This is a genomic window from Pseudomonas sp. 5Vm1k (assembly GCF_056161485.1).
In genome coordinates this window covers 115878-140475 of record NZ_JBSPCZ010000010.1, presented here as the reverse complement: position 1 = coordinate 140475, position 24598 = coordinate 115878, and the positions used below count along the sequence as shown (strand labels likewise).

Annotated in this window: 12 protein-coding genes; 5 read left to right on the top strand and 7 right to left on the bottom strand. The window is 59.5% G+C overall.

What is annotated here, in order from left to right; all coding sequences use genetic code 11:
• Nucleotides 1-3: 3 nt before the first annotated feature.
• The 6 genes from ACWIKB_RS20355 to ACWIKB_RS20330 form a co-directional block, all read right to left on the bottom strand.
• A complete protein-coding gene (locus tag ACWIKB_RS20355) occupies nucleotides 4-438 on the bottom strand; it encodes a hypothetical protein (RefSeq protein ID WP_475269049.1) in 435 nt (144 codons plus the stop codon).
• Entirely contained in the window at nucleotides 438-12098 is an 11661-nt protein-coding gene (locus tag ACWIKB_RS20350; protein WP_475269048.1) for a two-partner secretion domain-containing protein, read from the bottom strand. Before ACWIKB_RS20350 ends, ACWIKB_RS20355 begins: the two co-directional genes overlap by 1 nt.
• A gap of 24 nt (nucleotides 12099-12122) precedes the next feature.
• Nucleotides 12123-13829 carry a ShlB/FhaC/HecB family hemolysin secretion/activation protein gene (locus ACWIKB_RS20345; protein WP_475269047.1) on the bottom strand — a complete coding sequence of 569 codons (1707 nt, stop codon included), beginning with the start codon at nucleotides 13827-13829 and terminating at the stop codon, nucleotides 12123-12125.
• A gap of 180 nt (nucleotides 13830-14009) precedes the next feature.
• Nucleotides 14010-14933 carry a DHH family phosphoesterase gene (locus ACWIKB_RS20340; protein WP_475269046.1) on the bottom strand — a complete coding sequence of 308 codons (924 nt, stop codon included), beginning with the start codon at nucleotides 14931-14933 and terminating at the stop codon, nucleotides 14010-14012.
• 156 nt (nucleotides 14934-15089) lie between these two features.
• Nucleotides 15090-16373, bottom strand: a complete 1284-nt coding sequence (locus ACWIKB_RS20335; RefSeq protein WP_475269045.1) for a Zn-dependent hydrolase — start codon at nucleotides 16371-16373, stop codon at nucleotides 15090-15092.
• Between the two features lie 143 nt (nucleotides 16374-16516).
• Nucleotides 16517-18001, bottom strand: coding sequence for an NCS1 family nucleobase:cation symporter-1 (locus tag ACWIKB_RS20330; RefSeq protein ID WP_475269044.1), 1485 nt, complete (start codon nucleotides 17999-18001; stop codon nucleotides 16517-16519).
• Nucleotides 18002-18623: 622 nt separating this feature from the next.
• On the opposite strand from ACWIKB_RS20330, the gene hydA reads away from it, so the two are divergent.
• From hydA to preA, 3 genes are all read left to right on the top strand, one after another.
• Nucleotides 18624-20063, top strand: coding sequence for a dihydropyrimidinase (hydA, locus tag ACWIKB_RS20325; protein WP_475269043.1), 1440 nt, complete (start codon nucleotides 18624-18626; stop codon nucleotides 20061-20063).
• Between the two features lie 158 nt (nucleotides 20064-20221).
• A complete protein-coding gene (locus ACWIKB_RS20320; protein WP_475269042.1) occupies nucleotides 20222-21589 on the top strand; it encodes an NAD(P)-dependent oxidoreductase in 1368 nt (455 codons plus the stop codon).
• Entirely contained in the window at nucleotides 21590-22864 is a 1275-nt protein-coding gene (preA, locus tag ACWIKB_RS20315) for an NAD-dependent dihydropyrimidine dehydrogenase subunit PreA (RefSeq protein WP_475269041.1), read from the top strand.
• Nucleotides 22865-22971: 107 nt separating this feature from the next.
• On the opposite strand, the gene ACWIKB_RS20310 is transcribed toward preA, so the two are convergent.
• Nucleotides 22972-23592, bottom strand: coding sequence for a TetR/AcrR family transcriptional regulator (locus ACWIKB_RS20310; RefSeq protein WP_213939150.1), 621 nt, complete (start codon nucleotides 23590-23592; stop codon nucleotides 22972-22974).
• 132 nt (nucleotides 23593-23724) lie between these two features.
• Here ACWIKB_RS20310 and ACWIKB_RS20305 point away from each other — a divergent pair, with 132 nt between their 5' ends.
• Nucleotides 23725-24165 carry an acetyltransferase gene (locus ACWIKB_RS20305; protein WP_475269040.1) on the top strand — a complete coding sequence of 147 codons (441 nt, stop codon included), beginning with the start codon at nucleotides 23725-23727 and terminating at the stop codon, nucleotides 24163-24165.
• A gap of 67 nt (nucleotides 24166-24232) precedes the next feature.
• Nucleotides 24233-24598 carry a copper homeostasis periplasmic binding protein CopC gene (gene copC, locus ACWIKB_RS20300; protein WP_475269039.1) on the top strand — a complete coding sequence of 122 codons (366 nt, stop codon included), beginning with the start codon at nucleotides 24233-24235 and terminating at the stop codon, nucleotides 24596-24598.

Sequence of the window (24598 nt, the reverse complement as noted above, 5' to 3'; positions counted from 1 at the left end):
AAATTAAATAAAATCATCTATCCCTATATCCGCAGAGGCATTTATTGTTAACTCAAGAAGGATGTTTTTAATTTCCGCAGGCACTTCAAAAACCCTTCTGATGGTTTTTGGCCTGACTATTAATTTATAACCACCATCATCATTAGCGTCATAACTAAAAACCCCTCTTTTCGCAACTTCAATAAATGACTGTAAGTAGCGCTCACGCTTAATATTACAACCAAATTCGGGCAAATTAATTTCAACAACTTCAACATCCACATTACCAGCTATGGAGTAGAAGTAGTCATAAATTTTTTCATATGCAGAAATAGATTCTCTTACTGCCAACGGAACAAAACCTCGACCTTTAGTCGCAAAGTGCGCTAGCACTCCATCTTGACAAGAAGCAAACCAATCCAAGTCATTTATCTCTAAAAACTCTTCATTCATTTCCATTATCCAGCTCCAAACATATTAGTGCAGTTCTCACAACGAGGCACTACCGCCCCCGTCCTCGGACGAATCGCGGGAGTAAATTTAATATCGCTAAGCTTAAGGTTAGGATTACTCAAGAGCAACTCATTAGCAGCCCTAAACTCAGCGCAACGACCTAATGTATTCCCACACGCAGTTTTAACCCCTAAACCTCCCAAACTCTCAGCATAGGCCTCTAATTCAGGCGCAATTGTGCTCGGAACTACCCCACTGGATGCGGTGACTATTTTCCCCGTCAAAGGGTCTACGGCACCTATAACGGTTGGCGGTTGATACTTACCAAAAGTCTTGATGTACTCTTCTAACTGCTGACTAGCATCATCAAGAAGTTTATCGATGTGCGCCTCACCACCCGGACCTGTCGGTCTGATAACTTCCGCAACCTCATCAGCCGTCAGTTTAGCTCCTGTTTTCGATTCGATCTCCATCAAGCCACGAAGATCGCTTAGCTCCTTTTCGGTTAATCCCGCTGCGGTTCCTAGCCCTAAAGGGAGTGCTTCCGACATCCCCAGTTCTGTAATCCAGATCCCCACTTCGTTCGCGCACAATACCGGGTTGGCTGCGCAGGTAGTTGCCCCGGCTTCGGCCAGACCTCCTAGTAGGGCAATTGCTTCAGGCCCAAGAACAACGAGCCCCGCTGCCGCCAACGCCTTCACTGCATTAGCCGGATCGCCTTGGGGCAGGTGGTCAAGGGTTGTTCGCGTGTTGGCATTGAGCCAGTCACTGGAATTGCTATGTCCGAAATGATCCGCGAGACCCGAGTCGTCGTGTTGAGAAAGCGCGTACAAATCGCGGGAGCCTTCATCAATTTCGGCTCGGATTTTCGCGCAATCACCCGTCGCCCCACAGTTGTTTAGCCGCTCTGTATTTGCCGCATCGCGCAGGGCAAACTCCGCCCGTACAGCGTCGCAATTACCTTTGGGCTGACATTCACTCAGCGCTTTCTCCAGATCCTTCACGTCCTGGTGACTGAGGTAGTTGTATTGCGTACCGCTCTGCGCAATCGATGCGCCGAGTTGTAGCTTGTTAATGTCAGCGGAGGGGTCTTGAACCGCAGTCGTGAGAACACCGATCAATTGCGAATTCATCAGCAAGAGTCGATCTCGATCCTCCTTCGACATCCCGGCATAGGCCGTGGCCAAGTCGTCGACCAGTGCTTCGTTCACTCCCGCAGCCAAGGCTCCGCTTTTGAAATCACCACCGGCAGCGACGGAGGCTAGCCCGCCCATCAGGGCGTGCAAGCCAATCTTGGCGACGCCGCCGTCCTGTAAGTGGTTGTCCACCCCAATATCACCGACCAGGTTGAAGCCATAGGCGGTGAACGCACTCACCAAGCTTTTCTGCAAGGCATCACCCAGGTTGCCGTCGCGGCCTAAGGCTTTGTTGAGCAACGCGGAAGTGGTGTTTTGCAGCAATTGGTTTTCAGTGAACTGTGTAATACCTTGCAGACTGCTCAAACCACCGGGACTGGCCACAAGGACCTTTCCGGTATTGGCCAACGCGCCGCTGGTGGAATCGGTCACGGCGGTGCCAGTGCCGGTGCTGGTACTGGTCCAGTCGTTAAAGAAACCGGCAGTAAGACCGGCGGTGCCCCCGGCCACGATGTAGTTCTTCAGGTTGTCGATGCTGAAGGTTTCTTTGAGTGCCGCACCAAGGTTGCCCTTGTTATTGATGGTGCTGACAGCCGCCGTACTGGCGGCCGAGGTGATCACGGCGGTGAGGGCCGCGTTCGCCCAACCTGCGGCCACCGCACCTTCGGTGGCTGTCGCTGCAAGACCTGCCGACATGGCCGACGTAGAGCCCGCAGTTGCGCCCGCAGTAGCGCCCAGAGCACCAGAGGCTGCACCGGCCGTGAAGTAGGTGACGATGATGATGATAATGAGCATCGCCGGGCCACCCAGACCCGAATGGCTTTCGTCCCAACTGTCATGCAGCTCTTTGACTTGACGCCAATCCACGTCGTTGCGTGATTCAACCTCCTTCAGCCAAGCCATGCTTGGGTCGGCTTGCACCATGGCGTCGACTGTCTTGCTGATACTTTGTTGGTTGATGTCTTTGACATCAATGTGCAAGCCATCCACCGCGTTGATCAGCGTCTGACCTTTGGCCGTCAGTTGACTCTGGCGCAGGGTTTCGTCTACCTGGCCTTTGCTTTCCATGCTGGTCCAAGCCCAACTGTTGCTACTCTTGTTGTGGCTCTCCTGATGCGAATCCTTCACCGACTCGAAGGTAATGCTGCCGCCACTGTCGAGGATCAAGTCCTTGGCACTGTTGAGCTTGGCGTCCTGGTAGCGTTGGTCGCCCCCGCTGACCAGAGCCAAAGAACCCCCGGTCTTGATTTCACTGCCGATGTTTTTGACGTCGGTCACTTCATCATGCTGGGTCTTCAGGCTGCCGAAACTGCCCTTTTTCTTCATGTCATACAGCGAATAATCACTGTCCTGCGCGGCCAGCAGCTGAAGCTTGTCACCCGCCACCAGGTAGGCTTCATCCCCTGCGGCGATCTTGCTGGAGACAAGCGTCAGGTCGTTACCCGCGCTCAGCGCAACATTGCCGCCTGCTGTAAGGGTGGTGGCTACTTGACTGACATGATCCTCCTGGCTAGTAACCTTCTTGGTCTTGTCATACGAGTGCTGCTCATCCGCCGCCGACGCCAGCGTCAGATCACCCACCGCACTCATACTCACATCACGCTTGGCATCAATCTGACTGGCAATCGCCGTCACATCCCGCCCGGCGTTAACCTTCAGATCCTGGCCCACATCAACAGTCGAGCCGTATTGCGTGATCGTCTGATCCCGATGCAAACCACGCGTGCCGCTGTCCACCTGTTCAGCGGAGACGAGGTTTACGTCACGCCCGGCGCTGATCGTGGTGTCCGCCCCGCTTTTGAGGACGCCGCCGGTGTTGTTGAAGTCTTGGCCGGCCTTGATGGTCAGACTGTTGGCGGCTTCGATGCGGGCGGCGCTGTCGACGTAGTCGGAGCGTTCGTCGCGGTAGCCGCTGCTGCTTTCGTGGGTGGTGACAGTGCGTTCGTTGATCACGTCGCCGCGGGTGGCGGTCAGTGACACGTCTTTACCGGAGATGACGCCGCCGGACTTGTTGGTGAGGTTGTTGCCGGCCAGCAGGTCGAGGCGGTTGCCGGCTTCTACAAGACCGCTGTTGACCAGGTCATTGGTCGCTGTGGCCGACAGATTGTTGGTGGCTTTCAAAGTGCCGGCGTTGTTCAGGTCTTTGCCGGCGATCAGGGTCACGTCGCTGCCCTGGATCAGGGCGCCGTTGGCGGCCAGACGGTTGTTGGCGCTGGCCAGGTACAGCACCGGCACCAGCACTTGTTCGCCGTCCACTTCGGCGTTTTCCATCCAGACAATGTCGTGGGTCAGGGCCGCGACTTGTTCGGAGGTCAGGCTGACGCCGACCGAGAGGTTGAGCTCGTTTTTACTGGCTACGGCGTTGTCCATCAGGTACTTGAACATCGCATCGTTGGAGGTCTGGCCATCGATGAAACGCTGACCGGTCTTGGCGACCACGGCTTGTTGAATCAGGCTCTGTTCGTAGAAACCGTCGCCCAGGCGCTTGGCACTTTGATCGGGGTTGTAACCGAGGTTGGACAGCAGGTAATCCGAGCTCATGAATTGCTTGATGTCGGTGAGCACCGGGTTGGTTTCGATCAGGTATTTCTGCGGGTTGGAGTGGCCCGTGGCGACCGGTAAACCCTGGATGCGGTTGACGGTGAAGTTGTTCGCGCGCCCCGGCAGTGCTGCAGCGCTGGCATCGGCGGCTGGGGCACTGACGTCGATGGCACTGCTACCGGTCCCGGTGTTTGGCGCTTGGTGATCGGCGGTGTTCAGGTCAACGGTGCTGGCCGACGCTTGTGCGTTGCTGCCCAGTTGAATATCCCGAGGCTTGGCGTCGGGCAACGATTGCTGACGCTGGCTCGCGGTGACACTGGTGCCGCCCATGGTCCAGCTTTGCGGGCCAGTAGCCGCCGGGACGGTGCTGTCCTGGGTGCTCAAACGGAACAGACCGTTCTGACCGGTAGGCAGCGCGAAGCCAGGCAAGGCCAACGGGTTGACTTGCTGCTGGGCCAGGTTTGGCGGTAGTTGCTGGTTCAGGGTGATGCGGGTCGAATACGGGCTGCCCGATGCATCGGTGCCGGTGCGCGGGCCGCTGCCGACGTAGGTGTAGCCCGGGCGTACGACGCTGTTGTCGATGTTGTTCTGGGCGTTGACGTAGACCGTGCCCGCCGCTTGAATCACAGCAGCGTAACTCTGATCGCCGGAAGCGATTTTCTGGGTGCTACCCAGGCCTGGTAACTCCCGTTCGGTCATACCGATGAAGTTGGCCATGCCGGCCTGCAAACCGCTTAGGTCGTTGGGGGTGTAGCCGGCGCTTTCGTACCAGTATTGGTTGGTGAATGCACTGGCCGCGCTATACCAGGCGCCGGCATCTTTGGTGCGTTCGGACATGAAGATGCGGGTGGTTTCAGTCTCACCGGTTTCAATGCCGCTGTTGGTCAGGTTGGTCAGCGTGGCGCTGAGGTTGCCACCCGTAGCGATGGTGCTGCTCTGGTTCAGCAGGTCGCCGCCCGTCAGAGTGAGGTTGCCGCCGGCCGTAATACTCGAAGCAGCACTGGCGGCGGTGACCGCCAGTTTGTCGCGCTGAACGACCTCCCAGGCGTGGTTTTGTTTGCCGCTGCAGTCACCGGCGTTCACCCCTTCAATGCAGGTGACTTCGTCGATTCGGGCGGTGTAGATGCCTTGGTTGTCGGTGGTGAGCACGTCGCGGATGTTTTGAATCGTGCTCGCGGCGAGGCTCATGCTGCCGTCGCTTTGAATCGAGGCAGAGCGATTGATGATGCTCGCGGCCTGGGCGCCCTGGCCGTTACGGTCAATGGTGAGGTTGCCCAGGCTGTAGATGTTGGCGTAGAGGTTGTTCAGCGCATTGACCCGCAGGCTCATGTCGCCGCCGCTGAAAATCAAGCCGTGATCGTTGACCAGGCTGTCGGTGGTGACCGTCAGTTTTTGCGCGCTGGCCAGCGTCCCCTGGTTGTTGATCCCGCCCGCGTTGACGGTCATGTTCGCCGCCGAGGTCAGGCGACCGGCGTTGTTCAACGAGCCACCCACCGACAGCGTGGTGTCACCGCCACCGGCAATGGTGGAAGCTGTGTTCAGGGTCAGTTGTGCGGCGCTCAGGCCAAGGGTCCCGGCGCTGCTGAGTCGGCCGTTGCCCGAGTAGGTGCCGCCGAGGTTAAGGCTCAGGCTGCCGTCGCTGGCGATCAAGCCGTCGTTGTACCAATTGCCGCCAGTGCCGACCAAAGAATCGGAAGCCAGCAACTGCCCGCTGGCGGTCTGGCTGAAGTTGTTGACATTGACCGTCAGGCGCCCGGCCTGGATGACGTTGCTGTTGTTCCAGCTGTCGGCGTTGAGGGTCAGCCCACCGCGAGTGACGATGCTGCCGCCGGCGCCAGTGACGTTGGCGGTGGAGATATCAAAGGTGCCCGTACCCACGTGCAGCAAGCTGCCATTGCCGTTAAGGAAACCGCCCGCTGCCAGGCTCAGGTCGCTGTTGGCGCTTTCCAGGGTGCCATTGCGGTTGTCGAACAAGCCGCCAATCTGGAAGTTGGTTTTGCCGCTGCTGCCGAGTGCGCGCAACTGGCCGGTCTGGTTGTCGAGGCTGGCAGCTTTGATCGCCAGCGTCGTGTCACTTTCGATGACGCCTACGCGGTTGTTCAGTGCGCCGGTGAGGCTGAGGTCGATTTGTTGACCGGCAATCTGCCCGTCGTTGTCGCCACTGTTGTCGAAGTTGTTGCCGGTGACGTTGACCTTGCCTTTGGCGTACAGACCACCGTTGCGGTTGTCGAAGTTGCCAGTGTTGACGATGGCGTCGCCACTTTGTGCGGAAATGCGCCCGCCGTAGTTGTCGATGCCTAGCGTGGTCAGGCTCAAGCGTTGGGCCTGGGTGATGCCGCCCTGGCGGTTGTTGTTGAGGTCGTAGCCGTTTTTCAGCACGCCGGTCAGTTGTGTCGTAAAGGCTGCTTGCAGGCTGGAGAGCACACCGCCGCGGTTGTCGACGTTGCCGGCAGTGATGCTCAGGTCGCCAGTCTTGGCGATGATCCGGCCACTCTGGTTATTGATATCGCCGCCGTTGGTGACGGTCAGCGCGCCCTGACTTTGCAGGGTGCCCTTGCCGTTACTGAGGCTGCCGGCGCTGACTTGCAGATCACCGTTCTGGCTGTAGATCAGACCATCCGCGTCGTTCTGTACCAAACCCGGCGTGGTGATAGTCAGTAGATCATTGGCCGCGACAGTGCCGCGATTACGGTTGTCCAAACCACCGGTCAGCAACGTCATCAAGCCTTGACTGGCGAGTTGGCCACCCTGGTTGTTGATTTGCGTGCTGTGTTGAACCAATAGCGGGCCAGCGCTGGCCAGTTTGCCATTGGTGTTGGTCAGGGCGCCGAGCAAGTCCAGCGTCACGGCCGCGTTGCTGGCGATGCTGCCAGCGGTATTGTCCAGCGTGGTCCCGGTGAAACTCAGGTTCTGTTCGGCGTTGACGGTGCCGCTGGCGTTGCCCAGGGTCATGGCTTGCATGGCCAGGGTTGTGCCGCTGGAAATCAAACCGCCCTGGGCGTTGTTCAATAAGCCGCTGACGGTCAGGGTCTGGGCGCCGCCGCTGGAGAGGATGCCAGAGCTGCTGTTATCCAGGTTCGCCGCGTTAACGTTCAGATTCCCCAGGCTGACCAGTGCGCCGTTACCGCTGTTGAGCAGATCTGCGCTGAGTGTGACGGCGAGGTCACCGGTCACATTGTTCGTGGCATCGGTATGACCGCTCGACAGCGTGCCGTTGTTGCTGTTGTCCAGGCTGTTGGCGGTCAGGCTCAGACCTTTCCAGCCAGAGATCACCCCGCCCTGGTTGTTCACGGTGTCGGCGTTCACCGTCAGCACATCGTTGCTGATCAGTTTGCCGGCGCTGTTATCCAGGGCGCGGGCATTCAAGTCGATGCGCTGGCTGCTGGAGATTTCACCGCCGTGGTTGTTCAGGTCACGCAGGTGCTGGATGCTCAACTGACCCGGCGTGGTGATCAGGCCGCTGCTGTTGTTGAGGTCACCGGTGGCCGCACCAAAATCGATGGCAATGGCGCTGCCCAACAGCGAGCCGTTCTGGTTGTTGAGCCCGCTGCTATTAATGGTCAGGCCGGTGGTGGCGTTGATCAGGCCCTGATTCTGATTGTTCAGCAGGCCGTCGAGGTTCAGGTCGAGGTTGGCACGGCTGGTCAGGGTGCCACCGCTGTTGTCCAGGCTGGCGGCTTTGACGTCCAGCGCGGCGGCGCCGATCAGGCCTTTGATGTTGGTCAGTGCCTGGTCGATGCGCAGGGTCAGGGCCTGATTGCTCAGCAACTTGCCGTTGCTGTTATCCAGACTGCGAGCAGCCACGGTGAACGCCTGAGCGCTGGAAATTTCACCACCGTCGTTGTTGATGTCCTTAAGGTTTTTGAGCATCAGCAATGGCGCGCTGATCAAACCGTTTTGATTGTTCAACTGCCCCTGATTCATATCCAGCGTCAGGGACGTGTTGCTGAAGAGCTGACCGCCCTGCTGATCCAGACCGGTGACCGTCGCGTTCAGTGCACCGGAACTGGCGATACGACCGCCGTCCTGGTTAGTCAGTTGGGTGGCGGTCAGGTCCAGCGAACTGCCGCTGTTCAAACGTCCGTTGTGGCTGTTATCGAGCGACCCGGTGTTAACCACGACCGCGCCTTTGCCACTGATGGTGCCCTTGTTGCTGTTGTCGAGACTGGCGCTTTTGAGGGTCAGGCCAGCGTCGGCAACGATCTCGCCGCCCTGATTAAGCACGATGCCAGTGGTGGTCAAGGTCAGCGGGCCTGCGGCGGACAAACTGCCAAGGGTGTTGGTCAGGCTGGCGGCCGTCACATCGAGCGTCCCTTCGGCACTGAGCAGTCCCTGAGTGTTGTTCAGATCACCAGAGAGGTCAGCCTTCAGGTTTTTCTGGCTCGACAGCGAGCCAGCGCTGTTGTCCAGATCATGGCCGGTCAGCGTCAGGTCGGTCTTGCCGGACAGCAGGCCTTTGGCGCGGTTGAGCACATGGTCGATCGTCAGGGTCAATGCGCCTTGCGCGACCACCTGACCAGCGTCGCTATTGTCCAGTTGGCTGCCGACCAACGTGATGTCTGATTGGCTCGACAGTTCACCGGCACGGTTGTCGATGGACCCGACGTTTAATTGCAAGGCGTTGTTCGCGCCGACCAGGCCGCCGTTGCGGTTGTCGAGGCTGGCGCCGGTTAGGGTCAGGCCAGCGGTTGCGACCAGTTGCCCGCCCTGATTATTGAAGGTCGCGACCGTGGTGTTGACGTCGGATTTACCGGCGATCTGGCCGCCGCTGTTATCCACGCTATCGGCGCTCAATTGCACATCACCGTCAGCGATGAGCGTGCCGTCGTGGTTGACCATCTGACCGTCGACCGCGACTCCGAGGGTGCCGCGACTGCTGATCAGGCCGCCGCTGTTGTCCAGACGCCCACTGTGTATGTCCAGGCTCTGGGCAGACATCAGACCTTTGACGCTGGCCAGCAGTTGATCGATGCGCAAGGTCAGGCCCTGGGTGCTGATCAACTTGCCGTTGCCGTTATCAAGGTTGCGGGCGGCCAGTGTGAAGGCCTGGGCGCTGGAGATTTCACCGCCCTGGTTGTTGACGTCCTTGAGGTTTTTCAACATCAGCAACGGTGCGTTGATCAGGCCGTTCTGGTTGTTCAACTGGCCCTGATTCAGGTCCAGACTGAGGGAGGTTTTACTGAACAGTTGACCGCCCTGTTGATCGAACCCGGTGACACTCGCGGTTAGCGCCTTGTCACTGGCGATGCGGCTGGCCACACCGTTGCTGACCTGCGCCGCGCTCAAGTCGAGCGTGTCGCCGCTGATCAACTGCCCGCCCTGGGTGTTGTCGAACGCACCGGTTGTCACAGCGGTCGCCTGCTTGCCGCTGATCAAGCCTTTTTGGCTGTTGTCGAGGCTGGCACTGTTGAGGGTCAAGGTGCTGTCGGTGCTGATCGAACCGCCCTGATTCTTCAGGATGCCCGTGGTGGTCAGCGCCAGTGCCCCGGCGCTCGACAGGCTGCCGCCGGTGCTGTCGAGACTGCCGGCGTTGACTGTCAGGGTGCCTTCACTGCTGATCAGACCGGCGACGTTGCTCAGGGCATTGTCGAGGCGAATGTCCAGGCCTTGCTGAGTGACAAGGCTGCCACCGCTGTTGTCCAGGCTCTGGCCTGTGATTACAGTCGCGCCTTTGCTGAACAGTTGGCCTTTGGTCTGGTTGATGATCTGCGCCACTTTCAGGCTCAGGTCAGTGCCGGCCAGAATCTTGCCGTTATCGCTGTTGTTCAGTTGCGAACCTTGCAGGCTGACATCGACGGCGCTGGAGATTTCCCCGCCACGGTTGTCCATTGCATCGACGTTGAGTTTCAGCGCTTTTGTCGCGCCTACCAGACCACCGCTACGGTTATCCAGCCCCTGGCCGCTCAGGGTCAACGTACCTTGGGCGACCAGTTCACCGCCCTGGTTGGTGAACTGCGCAACATTGGCGATCAGATCGGTTTGACTGGCAATGCGACCGCCACTGTTATCGGCGCTGGTTGCATCCAGATGTACTGGCCCCACTGCGCTCAACAAGCCACCACGGTTGTCCAGGTGAGTGCCGGTAAAGTTGATGGCAGCCTGGCTGTTGAGCAGCCCTTTCTGACCGTTATTCAGTTGCCCGACGTTCAATTGCAAATCATTGGTAGCGCGTACTTTGCCGGTGCGGTTGTCCAGCGAATCGCTGCGCAACGTCAGGCGATCCTTGCCGGAAAGGCTGCCGTTGCGGTTGTCGAGACTACCGGTCTGCAGGTCAACTGCGCCTTTAGCGCTGAGGTCGCCATTCTGGTTATCGAACAGGCCAGTGACGCGTGCGGTCAGGCTGCCATCGCTGACGAGACTGCCGGCATGGCTGTTATCGAGGCTGGCGGCCGTGATACTGACTTTCTTGCCGGAACCCAGTACACCGTTCTGGTTGTTCAGCGCGCCGATCAAACCGATGTTCAGTGCCACGTCACCGGTCACCTGGCCATCGCTGTTGTCCAGGGTTGTGGCGGTTACGCTGGTGTTGCCTGCGCTGGAAACCTCGCCGCTGTGGTTATTCAACTGCCCGAGATTGGCGGTCAGGTTGCCTTGGCTGGTGATGACCCCCTGGGTGTTGAGCACCTGATTGGCCGTAACATTCAGTGTGCTGTTGCCCAGCACTCGTCCCTTGTTCTGGTTGTCCAGCATACCGGCGACGATGTTGGTGGTTTGGCCGCTAAGCGTGCCGCCCTGGTTGGTCAGGGTCTGTGCCGTATTGATCGACAGGTTGCGACTGGCGATCACGCTTTTGCCGGTGTTGTTGAGGTTCTGCGCGCTGAGGCTCACGTCGCCGCTGGTGTTACGGCTGTTATCAGCGTTGACCCCGGCTTCGATGATGCCGTTGTTGGTCAGCACACCGCCGGCACTCAGGGCGATGCTGTCTCGCGCGGCCAGGGATTGCTGGTTGCTCAGGTTGCCCTGGGTTTGCACATTGAGCGTGCTGCCGGCGTAGACCGGTCCCTGGGCGTCGAGGCTGGCGGCTTTGACGTTGACCGCACCGGTAGCCGACGTCTGGGCCATCGTCAGTTGGCCATTGGCGTCGATCTGGATATCCCCGCCGCTGGCGGCGAGGTTGCCGGCCAGTTTCACCCCGACCCCGGCTTCAGTGCCGACCAGTTTGATCGCCCCGGCATACATGCCGCCGAGCGCCGAAGAGTCGATGGCCAATTCCGGTTTGGCACTGCCGTCATTCGCCCGGGCAGTGGCGTTGAGCGTGTCGGCATTGACGTCGTTGCGACCGGCAATGATCGTCAGGTTATTCGCCTGGATCTCGGCGTTGATCTTTGCGCTGCGGGTGATGATTTCGAAGCGGTCGACGTTGTTCGCATTCAGCCCGGCACCGTCGATGCTGACACTACCCTGATCGACCTGAAAATGGTCCAGCCGACCCGCGCCATCGAGCACCGGTTTGCCGGTGGTCAGGGTTACACGCGGGGTGTTGATAAAGCCGCAACCGTTGCAACTGATGCCATACGGGTTAGCGACGATCACTCGCGCCGACTGCCCCGCCACTTCGGTGTAACCGCGCAACTGGCTCGGGCTACCGCCGACCACTTCGTTGAGGATGGTTTGTGCCGCGACCCGGTTGGTCAGGTTCGGGTTGCCGACGATAATCCCGCCCAGTTGCGTCGCGCCGGTCTGCGCCGCGACGTTGTTGAGGATCACGCCCTGCGCGCCGACGTTGTAGTCGTGGAACTGGTTATGCGACAGGCCGCTGCCGTTCGGCGTGGCAATCTGGACGATCGGCACGCCATTGCCGGCCTGGCCGAGGCTGGTGGCTGGGTTGGCCACCACAATCCCTTCCGCCTGGGCCCACATCGGCTGCCAGAACATGACGTTCGCCAACAGGAACGCCAACCCGCGTTTGGGCATGCCCCAGAAGTGCTCGCGGGTTTTCAGGTCCGCAGAAGGCTGGCGCGCGAGGAAGGCGTAGTGGCGAACGTCCATGTTGGAGGTCTCGAAGTAGCGAAATTAGAGGAAGAAATCCAGGCGGAAGTAGATCGGCGCTTCGCGCTCGGTCAGTGCATCCGGGCGTTCCAGGGAATGGGCGAAAGTCACCGTGGCGGCCACGTGTTGACCACGGGCGAACAACTCCACCGAGTCGCTGGACATCCGCCCATGCTGATCGCCGTTGTAGCGATTGGCGCTGATCACGCCCTGGTCATAACCGAGGCTGGTGCCGTATTCGGCGAACACCGGACGCAGCCATTCCAGATTGATCGGACGGCTCCAGCGCAGGTCGTTGCGCCAGTACCCGCCGCTGTCGCCAGACAAGGATTGATCCTTGTAGCCGCGAATCGACGACTCTCCGCCGAGGCTGGTGCGCTGCGGGCTGAACAGCACGTCTTCGCTGTGCTGGCCGGTCATCAGGCTGCTGAAACTGAACGACTCGCCCCACACTTTGAACGGTTGCAGGTAGCTCACGGTGCCGGTGTATTTGCGATAGCGCGCATCCGGCTCGCCGGGGCCCGGATGACCATTGCCCTGCGCGTCCAGAATGCCGATACCTTCCTGCATCCCCAGGTCCAGGTTGACGAACGCACTGCCGACCCGCCGACCGTGGTTGATGCCGAACTGGGCTTCGCTGATGCGATTGCTGCTCAGCTTGAGCTTGCTGTCTTCGATAAAGTTGTTGGTGCGCAGGTACGACAAACCGGTGCTGATGGACGTCTTGCTCACGGCATCGCGATAGATCACCCGCTCGGCGCGCAGTTGATGGTTTTCGCTGTCGCCGGTCTGCTTGAAATTGAAACCGTTGGATTGCGCCTGCGAGCGATAGTCACTCTGGCTGTAACTGTAATTGAACGTCCACCAGCCCCACGGCAGGCTGTAATTGAGCATCGCGTTGCTGGAGGTGTGCTGGTGATCGCTCACCGCATCGTGACCGCCGCGCAGGTTCAACTGGTCCGCCAGGCCCAGCGGGCTGTCCCAATCAAACGTGGTGCCCCACTGCTGCTCGCCGGTGCTGCGCTGGCCGTCATTGCTGCGCGACAACCCGGCACGCCAGGGCTTTTGCGGGGTGTTCTTGACCAGCACTTCACTGCCACCGACGGCTTTGCCCGGGGACAATTCCATCTGCGCCTGATTCGACGGCAAGCGGTTCAGTTGATCGACCATCTGCTCGATTTCCCGCAGATTGACCAACTCCCCCGCCTTGCCGGGAAACGCCATGCCCAACTCACGCTCCGACAGCTTGCTGCCGTCCGCGCCCTTCAAGCCTTCCAGCTTGCCCTCGACCACCAGCACCTTCAGATGGCCAGCGGACAAGTCCTGCTGTGGCAAGTAGGCGCGGCTGGTGACCAGGCCTTTTTCGATGTAATGGTCGGTGATGACCTTGAGCAATTCGTTGAGCTGAGTGACGCCCAGGCACTGGTCGATAAAAGGTTTGAGCAGACGCGTTTTTTCATCCGCAGAGAGACTGTCCGCACCGCTGAGTTCGATGTCTTTGATCGGGAAGCAGCGAGCGTCAGCCGGGGCTGCCGGTTGCGCAGGTTGGGCTGCCTTGCCGGGTAATTCCTTGAGTTCTTCGAGGCGACGGCGCTGTTCGTCGAGCAGCCGATCCTGGCGGTCACGGATGAGGTCGGTGTCGCCAGGGTTAGTGGCAGCGCGAGCGAGATTCAGTGGAGAAAGGCACAGCAAAGCCAAGCACAACCTCGCCACGAGGGCGGGTGGGTACATGTTCGATCCCTCGACAAAAGTGATATCAAAATAATGGCGCGATGCTAGATAGCCATCATTCTGACGTCAACAAATGTTTCGAGATGTTTCAGGATGCCGACGAACGGTTGTCACACGTCTAACAATGCTATAGACGAGCTTGCAGACGCCCTGAAGACTTCATTTTTTTGTTAAGCGCATCTATTTCGCATTGCGCGAAAGCGCCAAGCCCATCGCGATCAACTCTTTACGCAGGATCGGCCGCTCAAGCACGACCACCCCGTCCTGCCCTTCGACTTGCAGCATCTGCGTGAGCTTGTGTTGACTGATCACCGGGTCGCTCAGCAGGTAGCTTTTCTGCTCGCTGATACTGATGACGTTCAGCATCCAATCGTCGCCCTGGGTTGCCAGCCACCGACTGAGCGTCGAGCGATGCCGCTGGAAAAGCGCCTGGGCGTTCCAAAGCGTCATCTGTGCGAAAACCTGTGGTAGCCCGGTTTGTGGACTCAACCTTTTGACGTCCGCCGCCAATGCACCAGGCAGATCGGCTTCGATCATGGCTTGGCATTCAAGGAAGTATCGTGCTGGCCAGTCTGACGTCAGTCTGGCCAGCGGCATGAGCGTTTCGAAGGCATGAACATCCGCTGCGGTAACCAGACGCCCGGTAAAGTTCATCGTGTTATCGAGGATCGCAGTCGCCAGCAGGGCTGCACTTTGCTCGCTGATGTGCGGCAACAACCCTGAGGCCTCCCAGCGTTCAAAAACTTGAGTTGCGGCGGCTCCGATACGGCGAATATCTGCTGCGGGGCCGAGCTTCTGTGCCCAGTAATCTTCGAAGCCTGGATGATGATCAATGACTTCCACAACCCGATCGAGCACCACCAGCGGGTCGAAATGGGCGTAATCCGAGACGTCCACCAGCACGAACTCATCCCCCGCCTTGGGGCGGTAATCGTCGAGGGACACGGGCCAGCCAAGTACGGTTTTCGGAACGCTGGCATTGGGCGCCGCGCTGCTGACGGCGCGGGCGTTGATACCTTGCCGGTTCAGCAATTCAGCATAGGCGATGCAGCAGGCGTAGGCGTCGATATCCAGGTAGGCCGAACCTGAGGTGATGACTTTCATGAGTGATTTACGCGTCCCTGGCGTTCGGTTCAGGGGCGGCAAACTCTCACAGATTTATGACGTGAAGGTGACAGAGCAAGATCAAAAGATCGCAGCCTGCGGCAGCTCCCGCATTGATTGCGTAGACAACTGCCGCAGGCTGCGACCTGTTGATGTTTAAGCCGCTAACTCACCACTGGCAATTGCCGCCGACGCCGCCAGCATCGCCCGCAACAACACCGCACACCCGTCCGCCAGATCCTGCGGCGCGGCGTTTTCGATTTCGTTGTGGCTGATGCCGCCTTCGCAGGGCACGAATATCATCCCGGCCGGGCCGAGTTCGGCGAGGAAGATTGCGTCGTGCCCTGCCCCGCTGACGATCTCCATATGCGACAAGCCCAAACCTTGGGCGGCGCCGCGTACGGCTTCGACGCAACCCTTGTCGAAGTACAGCGGCGGGAAGTCGGCCGTAGGGGTCAGTTCATAGGTCAGGCCGTGTTCCTCGCAGGTGGTTTCGATGACTTCGCGCACTTCGGCGATCATCGAGTCCAGACGCGCCGGTTCCAGGTGCCGGAAGTCGAGGGTCATGCGCACTTCGCCGGGGATGACGTTGCGCGAGCCGGGGTAAGCTTGCAGGCAACCGACGGTGCCGCAGGCGTGCGGTTGATGGCCGAGGGCGGCGCGATTGACGGCGCCGACGATCACCGCCGCGCCGACCAGGGCGTCCTTGCGCAGGTGCATCGGGGTTGGACCGGCGTGGGCTTCAACGCCACGCAGCTTCAGGTCGAACCATTTCTGGCCGAGGGCGCCCATGACGATGCCGATGGTTTTGTGTTCGTCTTCGAGGATCGGGCCTTGCTCAATGTGCGCCTCGAAATAGGCACCGACTGCATGGCCGCTGACCTTGCGCGGCCCGGCATAGCCGATGGCGTTCAACGCTTCACCAACGGTGACGCCGTCGGCATCGACTTTAGCGAGGGTTTCTTCGAGGGTGAATTTCTCCGCGAACACGCCCGAACCCATCATGCACGGGGCGAAGCGCGAGCCTTCTTCGTTGGTCCAGACCACCACTTCCAGCGGCGCTTCGGTTTCTACGCCAAGGTCATTGAGGGTGCGCAGCACTTCGACGCCAGCGAGCACGCCGAAGCAGCCGTCGAACTTGCCGCCGGTAGGTTGAGTGTCGATGTGGCTGCCGGTCATCACCGGTGGCAGGTTCGGGTTGCGGCCGGGGCGACGGGCGAAGATGTTGCCCACGGCATCAACGCTGACGGTGCAGCCCGCCTCCTCGCACCAGTTGACGAAAATGTCCCGGGCCTGGCGATCGAGGTCGGTCAGGGCCAGGCGACAGACGCCGCCCTTGACCGTGGCACCGAGCTTGGCCAGTTCCATGAGCGACTGCCACAAGCGATCGCGGTTGATGTGCTGATGGGTGGATTGCAGAACGTCTACGGCAGCGTTCATGGGGATCTCCTCAGGCTGTTCTTATGAGTTCGTTCAGGTATTTCTTTGGTGCTTGTGAGGCCGTCTTCGCGGGCAAGCCTCGCTCCTACAGGTTTGTGCCGAGCCTCTGTAGGAGCGAGGCTTGCCCGCGATGGGGCCATCCGCTACACCGAAGACTTCACAACAGACGGACTGGTCCGCATCGAACACAACCCGTAATAAATCAACCCACCCAGCGCCGACCCGGTAAACCAGCCATAGCTGTAAAACCAGCTAAATGCGCTGCTGCCCAACGACAGCAAGGTCAACACCACCGGCACGCCAAATGCGATAAAGCCAAACCAGTTCCACGCCGGGTACACGTCATCGCGGTACAGGCCAGCCAGGTCGAGTTGCTGTTTCTTGATCAGGAAATAGTCCACCACCATGATCCCGGCGATCGGCCCGAGCAGGCTGGAATAACCGAGCAACCAGTTGGAATAGACGGTTTCCAGGCTTACGTCAGAAACGATCCAGCCGAGCTTTTTCAGCAGTTCATGGCCCATCAGCAGCAACCCGACCAGACCGGTGAGCAGCACGGCTTTAGTGCGGTTGATTACCTTGGGGGCGATGTTCTGGAAGTCGTTGGTCGGGGACACGATGTTGGCCGCCGTGTTGGTCGACAGCGTGGCAATGATGATCAACGCCATGGCCACCGCCACCCAGACCGGGCTCTGGATATGCCCGATCAGGCTGACCGGATCGGAGACAGTAACGCCCACCAGTTTCACTGAAGCAGCCGTCATGATTACGCCAAGGGAGGCGAACAGGAACATGGTCAGTGGCAGGCCGAAAATCTGCCCGAGGATCTGGTCCTTCTGGCTTTTGGCATAGCGGCTGAAGTCCGGAATGTTCAAGGACAGCGTGGCCCAGAAGCCGACCATCGCCGTCAGCCCGGCGGCGAAATAACTGACCACGCTTGCGCCCTCAGGACGTTTCGGTGGAATCGCCAGCAGTTCAGTCATAGAGACATTGGGCATCGCCCACACCAGCAGGCCTATACCGACCGCCACCAACAGCGGCGCGGACAAGGTTTCCAGCCATTTGATCGATTCGGCCCCGCGCAGCACAACCCACAGGTTCAGCGCCCAGAAGATCATGAAACCGATCACTTCACCGGTGCCGCCGAGGGATTTCCAGCCTTCGAAAATCGATCCCAAAAACAGGTGAATGGCCAAGCCGCCGAACATCGTCTGAATGCCGAACCAACCGCACGCCACCAGCGCGCGAATCAGACACGGCACGTTGGAACCGAGGATGCCGAAGGACGAACGCAGCAACACCGGGAACGGAATGCCGTACTTGGTGCCGGCGAAGGCATTCAGGGTCAGCGGAATCAGCACGATGAGGTTGGCAAACAGAATTGCCAGCAGCGCTTCGCCGACGCTCAGGCCGAAATACGCGGTGAGCACCCCGCCGAGGGTGTAAGTCGGCACGCAGATCGACATGCCGATCCACAACGCGGTGATGTGCCATTTGTTCCAGGTTCGTTCGTGCACCTTGGTCGGTGCCATGTCGTGGTTGTAACGGGGACTGTCGAGGACGTCGGTGCCGGCTTCGAGCTCAAACAAGCCGTCGCGCTCGGTCACTTGCGATCTGATCTGTTGCATGGCCACTCCACTGTTCTTTGAATTATTTTTGCTCATCAGGGGCTGGCGCCTGGGGGGCGCGAGCCGACGATGGCCGGAGGAACTGACAACTTTTACGGACCGGCCAAGGTGTCAGCGGCGGCATCAATAAACGTGCCGGGGTCCCCGCTTGCATCTCGCACCGCGCCATAAAAACTTTATAACCAACTGATGTTTATCAGTTTTATTAATTCAACTATTGAGTCCCCGGTTACTTGCAACCTCACTCAGGCCGAATGGGCAGCAAGTTGTCGGAACAGTCAGGACTCAATCTGGTGCGTTGATCTTTTTTTCAACGTTGCGCATCAACCATAGACCATCCTCAAGCAGCTGATTTCACATAGGAAATCTGGTCTTTTTTTCGATCCTGTCAAGTGCGTCAAAATGGTGAGAGGCCTCACCATTTTGGTGATTTGTATTTTTAATCGTTATTTATCAAATACTTATTATCGATATAAGCTTATAAAAAATAATCTTGCTCATTCCTCAAACTCCAGCTAGCGTCTATTCCTGACAGCGCTGACAGGAATACACCTGTTTGCGTCGGCTTCATATAAAACATTTAGAACCGGCATAAGTCGGTCATGCCTGCGAGGAACTCGGAATGTCTCTGTTGATCCGTGGCGCCACCGTTATTACCCATGATGAAAGTTACCGCGCCGATGTGTATTGCGCCGACGGCGTGATCAAAGCCATTGGTGAAAACCTTGATGTTCCCGCCGGTGCCGAAGTGCTCGACGGCAGCGGCCAATACCTGATGCCAGGCGGCATCGACCCCCACACCCACATGCAACTGCCCTTCATGGGCACGGTGGCCAGTGAAGACTTTTTCAGTGGCACCGCGGCAGGTCTGGCCGGTGGCACCACGTCGATCATCGACTTTGTGATTCCCAATCCGCAGCAATCCTTGATGGAGGCGTTTCATCAGTGGCGCGGCTGGGCCGAGAAGTCAGCGTCGGACTACGGTTTCCACGTCGCGATCACCTGGTGGAGCGAGCAGGTGCGCGAGGAAATGGCCGAGCTGGTCAGTCATCACGGCATCAACAGCTTCAAGCATTTCATGGCCTACAAGAACGCGATCATGGCTGCCGATGACACCCTGGTGGCGAGTTTCGAGCGCTGCCTGGAACTCGGCGCGGTGCCGACCGTGCATGCGGAAAACGGTGAGTTGGTTTATCACCTGCAACGCAAGTTGATGGCCCAGGGCATTACCGGCCCGGAAGCGCATCCACTGTCGCGGCCTTCGCAAGTGGAAGGTGAAGCCGCGAGCCGGGCGATCCGCATTGCTGAAACCATTGGCACGCCGCTGTACCTGGTGCACGTCTCGACCAAGGAAGCCCTCGACGAAATCACCTACGCCCGCAGCAAGGGCCAACCGGTGTACGGCGAAGTCCTCGCCGGGCATCTGCTGCTGGACGACAGCGTGTACCAACACCCGGACTGGCAGACCGCCGCCGGTTACGTGATGAGCCCGCCCTTCCGCCCGCGCGGCCATCAAGAGGCGCTTTGGCATGGTCTGCAATCGGGCAACCTGCACACCACCGCCACCGACCATTGCTGCTTTTGCGCCGAGCAAAAAGCGGCCGGCAAGGACGATTTCAGCAAGATCCCGAATGGCACCGCCGGTATCGAAGACCGCATGGCCGTGCTTTGGGATGAAGGGGTGAACAGCGGTCGTTTGTCGATGCAGCACTTTGTTGCGCTGACCTCCACCAACACCGCGAAGATTTTCAACCTCTACCCACGCAAAGGCGCGATCCGCGTCGGCTCCGATGCCGACCTGGTGCTGTGGGACCCGCAAGGGACGCGCACCATCTCCGCCAAAACCCACCATCAGCAGGTGGATTTCAACATCTTCGAAGGCAAGACCGTTAGCGGTGTGCCCAGCCACACCGTCAGCCAGGGCCGCGTGGTCTGGGCCGATGGCGACTTGCGCGCCGAGCGCGGGGCCGGGCGGTATATCGAACGGCCGGCGTATCCGGCGGTGTTTGATTTGCTGAGCAAGCGGGCGGAGTTGAATAAGCCGGTTGCCGTGAAACGCTGAGATCGAGGCCTTCGGCCTTCGCGAGCAAGCCCGCTCCCACAGGGTGAATGCATTCCAAATGTGGGAGCGGGCTTGCTCGCGAAGAGGCCGGCCCAGGCGACACAAAAAACCACTGCCCACCAGAGGCAGCACCTCAAAAAAACATGAGGCCTTAAACCGTGATCAAGACCCTGAACCACCTCCCGCATCCCTACGAGAATGCGGCCGCCCTCGCCGGCCATTTCACCGACCTGGCGCCGCCGCTCAATGACCGTCAAGCCCATCTGGAAGCCTCGCGTTGTCTGTATTGCTACGACGCGCCGTGCGTGAACGCCTGTCCAAGCGAGATCGATATTCCGTCGTTCATCCGCAATATCCATCAGGAAAACGTCCAGGGCGCCGCGCAGAAAATCCTCTCGGCGAACATCCTCGGCGGCAGTTGCGCGCGGGTTTGCCCGACGGAAATCCTGTGTCAGCAGGCTTGTGTGCGTAACAACGATCACGAATGCGCGCCGGTATTGATCGGCCTGTTGCAACGCTACGCCGTGGACAACGCGCACTTCAGCGAGCACCCGTTCCAGCGCGCCGCTGCCACCGGCAAGCGCATCGCGGTGGTCGGTGCCGGTCCGGCCGGTTTGTCCTGCGCCCATCGCAGTGCGATGCATGGGCATGACGTGGTGATTTTCGAGGCGAAGGAAAAGGCTGGCGGCCTCAATGAATACGGGATCGCCAAGTACAAACTGGTGGACGATTACGCGCAAAAGGAACTGGATTTCCTCCTGCAAATCGGCGGCATCGAAATCCGTCATGGGCAAAAACTCGGCGAGAACCTGACCCTGAGCGAACTGCACCAGCAATTCGACGCGGTGTTCCTCGGCCTTGGCCTGGCCGCCAGCAAGCAACTGGGTCTGGACCATGAAGATGCACCGGGTCTGGTCGCCGCCACCGACTACATCCGCGAACTGCGCCAGGCCGATGACCTGACTCAATTGCCGCTGGCCGACCGTTGCATCGTCCTTGGCGCCGGCAACACCGCGATCGACATGGCGGTGCAAATGGCGCGGCTCGGTGCCCGCGATGTGAACCTGGTCTATCGCCGTGGCGTCGAGGACATGGGCGCCACCGGTCACGAACAAGACATCGCCAAGGCCAATCAGGTACGCCTGCTGACCTGGGCACAACCGGAGCAAGTGCTGCTGGACGATCAAGGCAACGTGCGCGGCATGCGTTTCGCCCGGACCCACATGGTTGAAGGTCGTCTGCAAACCACCGGGCAAACCTTCGAATTGGCTGCCGATGCGATCTTCAAAGCTATCGGCCAGGCCTTCGACGGCAGCGCCCTCGCCGATCCGCTGGCCCGGGAACTCAAGCGTCAGGGTGATCGAATTCAGGTGGACGACAACCTGCGCACCAGCATCCCCGGCGTGTATGCCGGCGGCGACTGCACCAGCCTCGATCAGGACCTGACCGTGCAAGCGGTGCAACACGGCAAACTCGCCGCAGAAGCGATCAACGCCCAACTCATGCTCAACGTGGAGGCTGCGTAAATGGCCGATCTCTCGATTGTCTTCGCCGGCATCAAAGCCCCCAATCCGTTCTGGCTGGCCTCCGCGCCGCCCACCGACAAAGCCTACAACGTGGTCCGCGCCTTCGAGGCTGGCTGGGGCGGCGTGGTCTGGAAAACCCTGGGTGAAGACCCGGCGGCGGTCAACGTGTCATCGCGGTACTCGGCGCATTTTGGCGCCAACCGCGAAGTGATGGGCATCAACAACATCGAGCTGATCACCGACCGTTCGCTGGAGATCAACCTGCGGGAAATCACCCAGGTGAAAAAGGACTGGCCAGACCGTGCGCTGATCGTGTCGCTGATGGTGCCGTGTGTCGAAGAGTCGTGGAAATTCATCCTGCCGCTGGTGGAAGCCACCGGCGCCGATGGCATCGAGCTGAACTTCGGCTGCCCCCACGGCATGCCGGAACGGGGCATGGGCGCGGCGGTCGGTCAGGTGCCGGAGTACGTCGAACAGGTCACCCGTTGGTGCAAGACCTATTGCTCGCTGCCGGTAATCGTCAAGCTCACGCCGAACATCACCGACATCCGCGTCGCCGCCCGTGCGGCCCACCGTGGCGGGGCGGATGCGGTGTCGCTGATCAACACGATCAACTCGATCACCAGCGTCAACCTGGAGCAAATGGTCGCCATCCCCACCGTCGGCCACCAAAGCACCCACGGCGGTTATTGCGGTTCGGCGGTGAAGCCGATTGCGCTGAACATGGTCGCCGAAATCGCCCGCGACCCGCAGACCCAAGGCCTGCCGATCTGCGGCATTGGCGGCATCGGCAGTTGGCGCGACGCGGCGGAATTTATCGCGCTGGGCAGCGGCGCGGTGCAGGTGTGCACGGCGGCGATGTTGCATGGGTTCCGGATTGTCGATGAGATGAAGGACGGCTTATCGCGCTGGATGGACAGTCAGGGTTACGCCAGCGTGTCTGAGTTTTCCGGGCGGGCGGTGGGTAATACGACAGATTGGAAGTACCTGGATATCAACTATCAGGTGATCGCGAAGATTGATCAGGAGGCGTGTATTGGCTGTGGCCGTTGCCATATTGCTTGCGAGGACACGTCGCACCAGGCGATTGCCAGCCTGAGGCAGGCGGATGGCACGCATAAATATGAAGTGATTGATGATGAGTGCGTGGGGTGCAACCTGTGCCAGATCACCTGTCCGGTGGCGGATTGCATCGAGATGGTGCCGATGGATACGGGCAAGCCGTTTCTGGATTGGAATCATGATCCGCGCAATCCCTACCACGTCGCCCTCTGATCGTTGAAGATCAAGAGATCGCAGCCTCGTTTCACTCGACAGCTCCTACAGGGCAACGCCTTTCTCTGTAGGAGCTGTCGAGTGAAACGAGGCTGCGATCTTTTGATTTATGGCTCCAACCCAATCCCGCGCAATATCACACTCGTCACCGTCTGCACCGCTCGCTCGAACTGCATGTCCGACAATGGCTGGTGGTCATTCAGAATATTCACCTGGTGATCAAAGTCCGCGTAATGCTGGGTCGAGGCCCAGATCATGTACAGCAGCGCCGAAGGCTCCACCGGGAGGATGCGTTTGTCCTCCACCCACTGGCGAATTTTCGCTTCTTTCATCTTGGCCCAGTCGTACAGGCTCACGTCCAGTTTCTCACCCAGAGTCGGCGCGCCGTGGATGATTTCGTTGGCCCAGACTTTCGACCCATAAGGCCGGCTGCGGGAATGGTTCATCTTGGCGCGGATGTAGCTGCTGAGCACCACCCGTGGGTCGTCGAACATCTCGAAGCACAAGGCATCCTGCTTCCAGACTTCCAGCAGGTCGAACAGCACCGCGCTGTACAACTCGCCCTTGGTGCTGAAGTAGTAATGCAGATTGGAGCGCGGCAGTTGCACTTCGGCGGCGATGTCCGCCATGGCGGTGCTGCCGAAGCCTTTTTCGGCGAAGACCTTCTCGGCCCCCAGCAGGATTTTTTCGACGTTACTGCGACGAATCTCGATCTTGTGATTGCCCATGAGGGCTCCCTGACAACAGCGTTGCCCAAGACTAGCATCCGCTCTGGGTCGCGGCGACAGGCCTTTTTCACTTCCCCGGGGAAAACCGATTGGGTAGCATCCGCCGCACTTTTACGCCGCAACGGATCACCCGTGAACATTCGACCCCGCGTCGTTGCCGACGATGCCGCCCTCGCCGCCCTGTGGGAACGCTCGGTGCGCGCCACCCATGATTTCCTTGGCGAAGACGATATCCAGTTCTTCCTCCCGCTGGTGCGCGACGCCTACCTGCCGGCATTGACGGTGTGGGTCGGCGACAACCCGGACGGCACGCCCGCCGGCTTCATCGCCACCGGCAACAGCAACGTGGAGATGCTGTTTATCGAACCGGCCCATCGGGGCCAGGGCATCGGCCGCCGACTGCTCGACCACGTCAAAACCCTGCACGACACCCTGAGCGTCGACGTCAACGAACAGAATCCCCAGGCCCACGGCTTCTATCTGCACTATGGTTTTGAACAGACCGGCCGTTCGGAAACCGATGGCGAAGGCCGGCCGTTTCCTATCATTCACCTGACATTGCGCACGGTGTAAACATTCCCCCGCGTGTACCGTTCATGCTTAAGTGACGCCCATTAAACTGCCCAGAAGGTAACTGACCATGCTGCTGAAAAAAGCCCTGACCACCGCCGCCCTGCTCGGCTCGCTGCTCGCCGCTTCGTCGGTGTTTGCCCATGCTCATCTGAAAAGCCAGACCCCGGCCGCCGACAGCACCGTGAGCGCGCCGGCGGAGCTGCGCCTGGTGTTTTCCGAAGGTGTTGAAGCGACCTTCACCAAAGTCACTATCAGCAAGGACGGCGCCGCCGTACCGGTAAAAAGCCTGGCCACCGAAGGCGCTGACAAGAAAACCCTGATCGTCACCCCGGCCGCGCCGTTGACCGCCGGTGCCTATAAAGTCGAATGGCACGCCGTGTCGGTCGATACCCATAAAAGCGAAGGCGCCTACAGCTTCAAGGTTGGCCAGTAA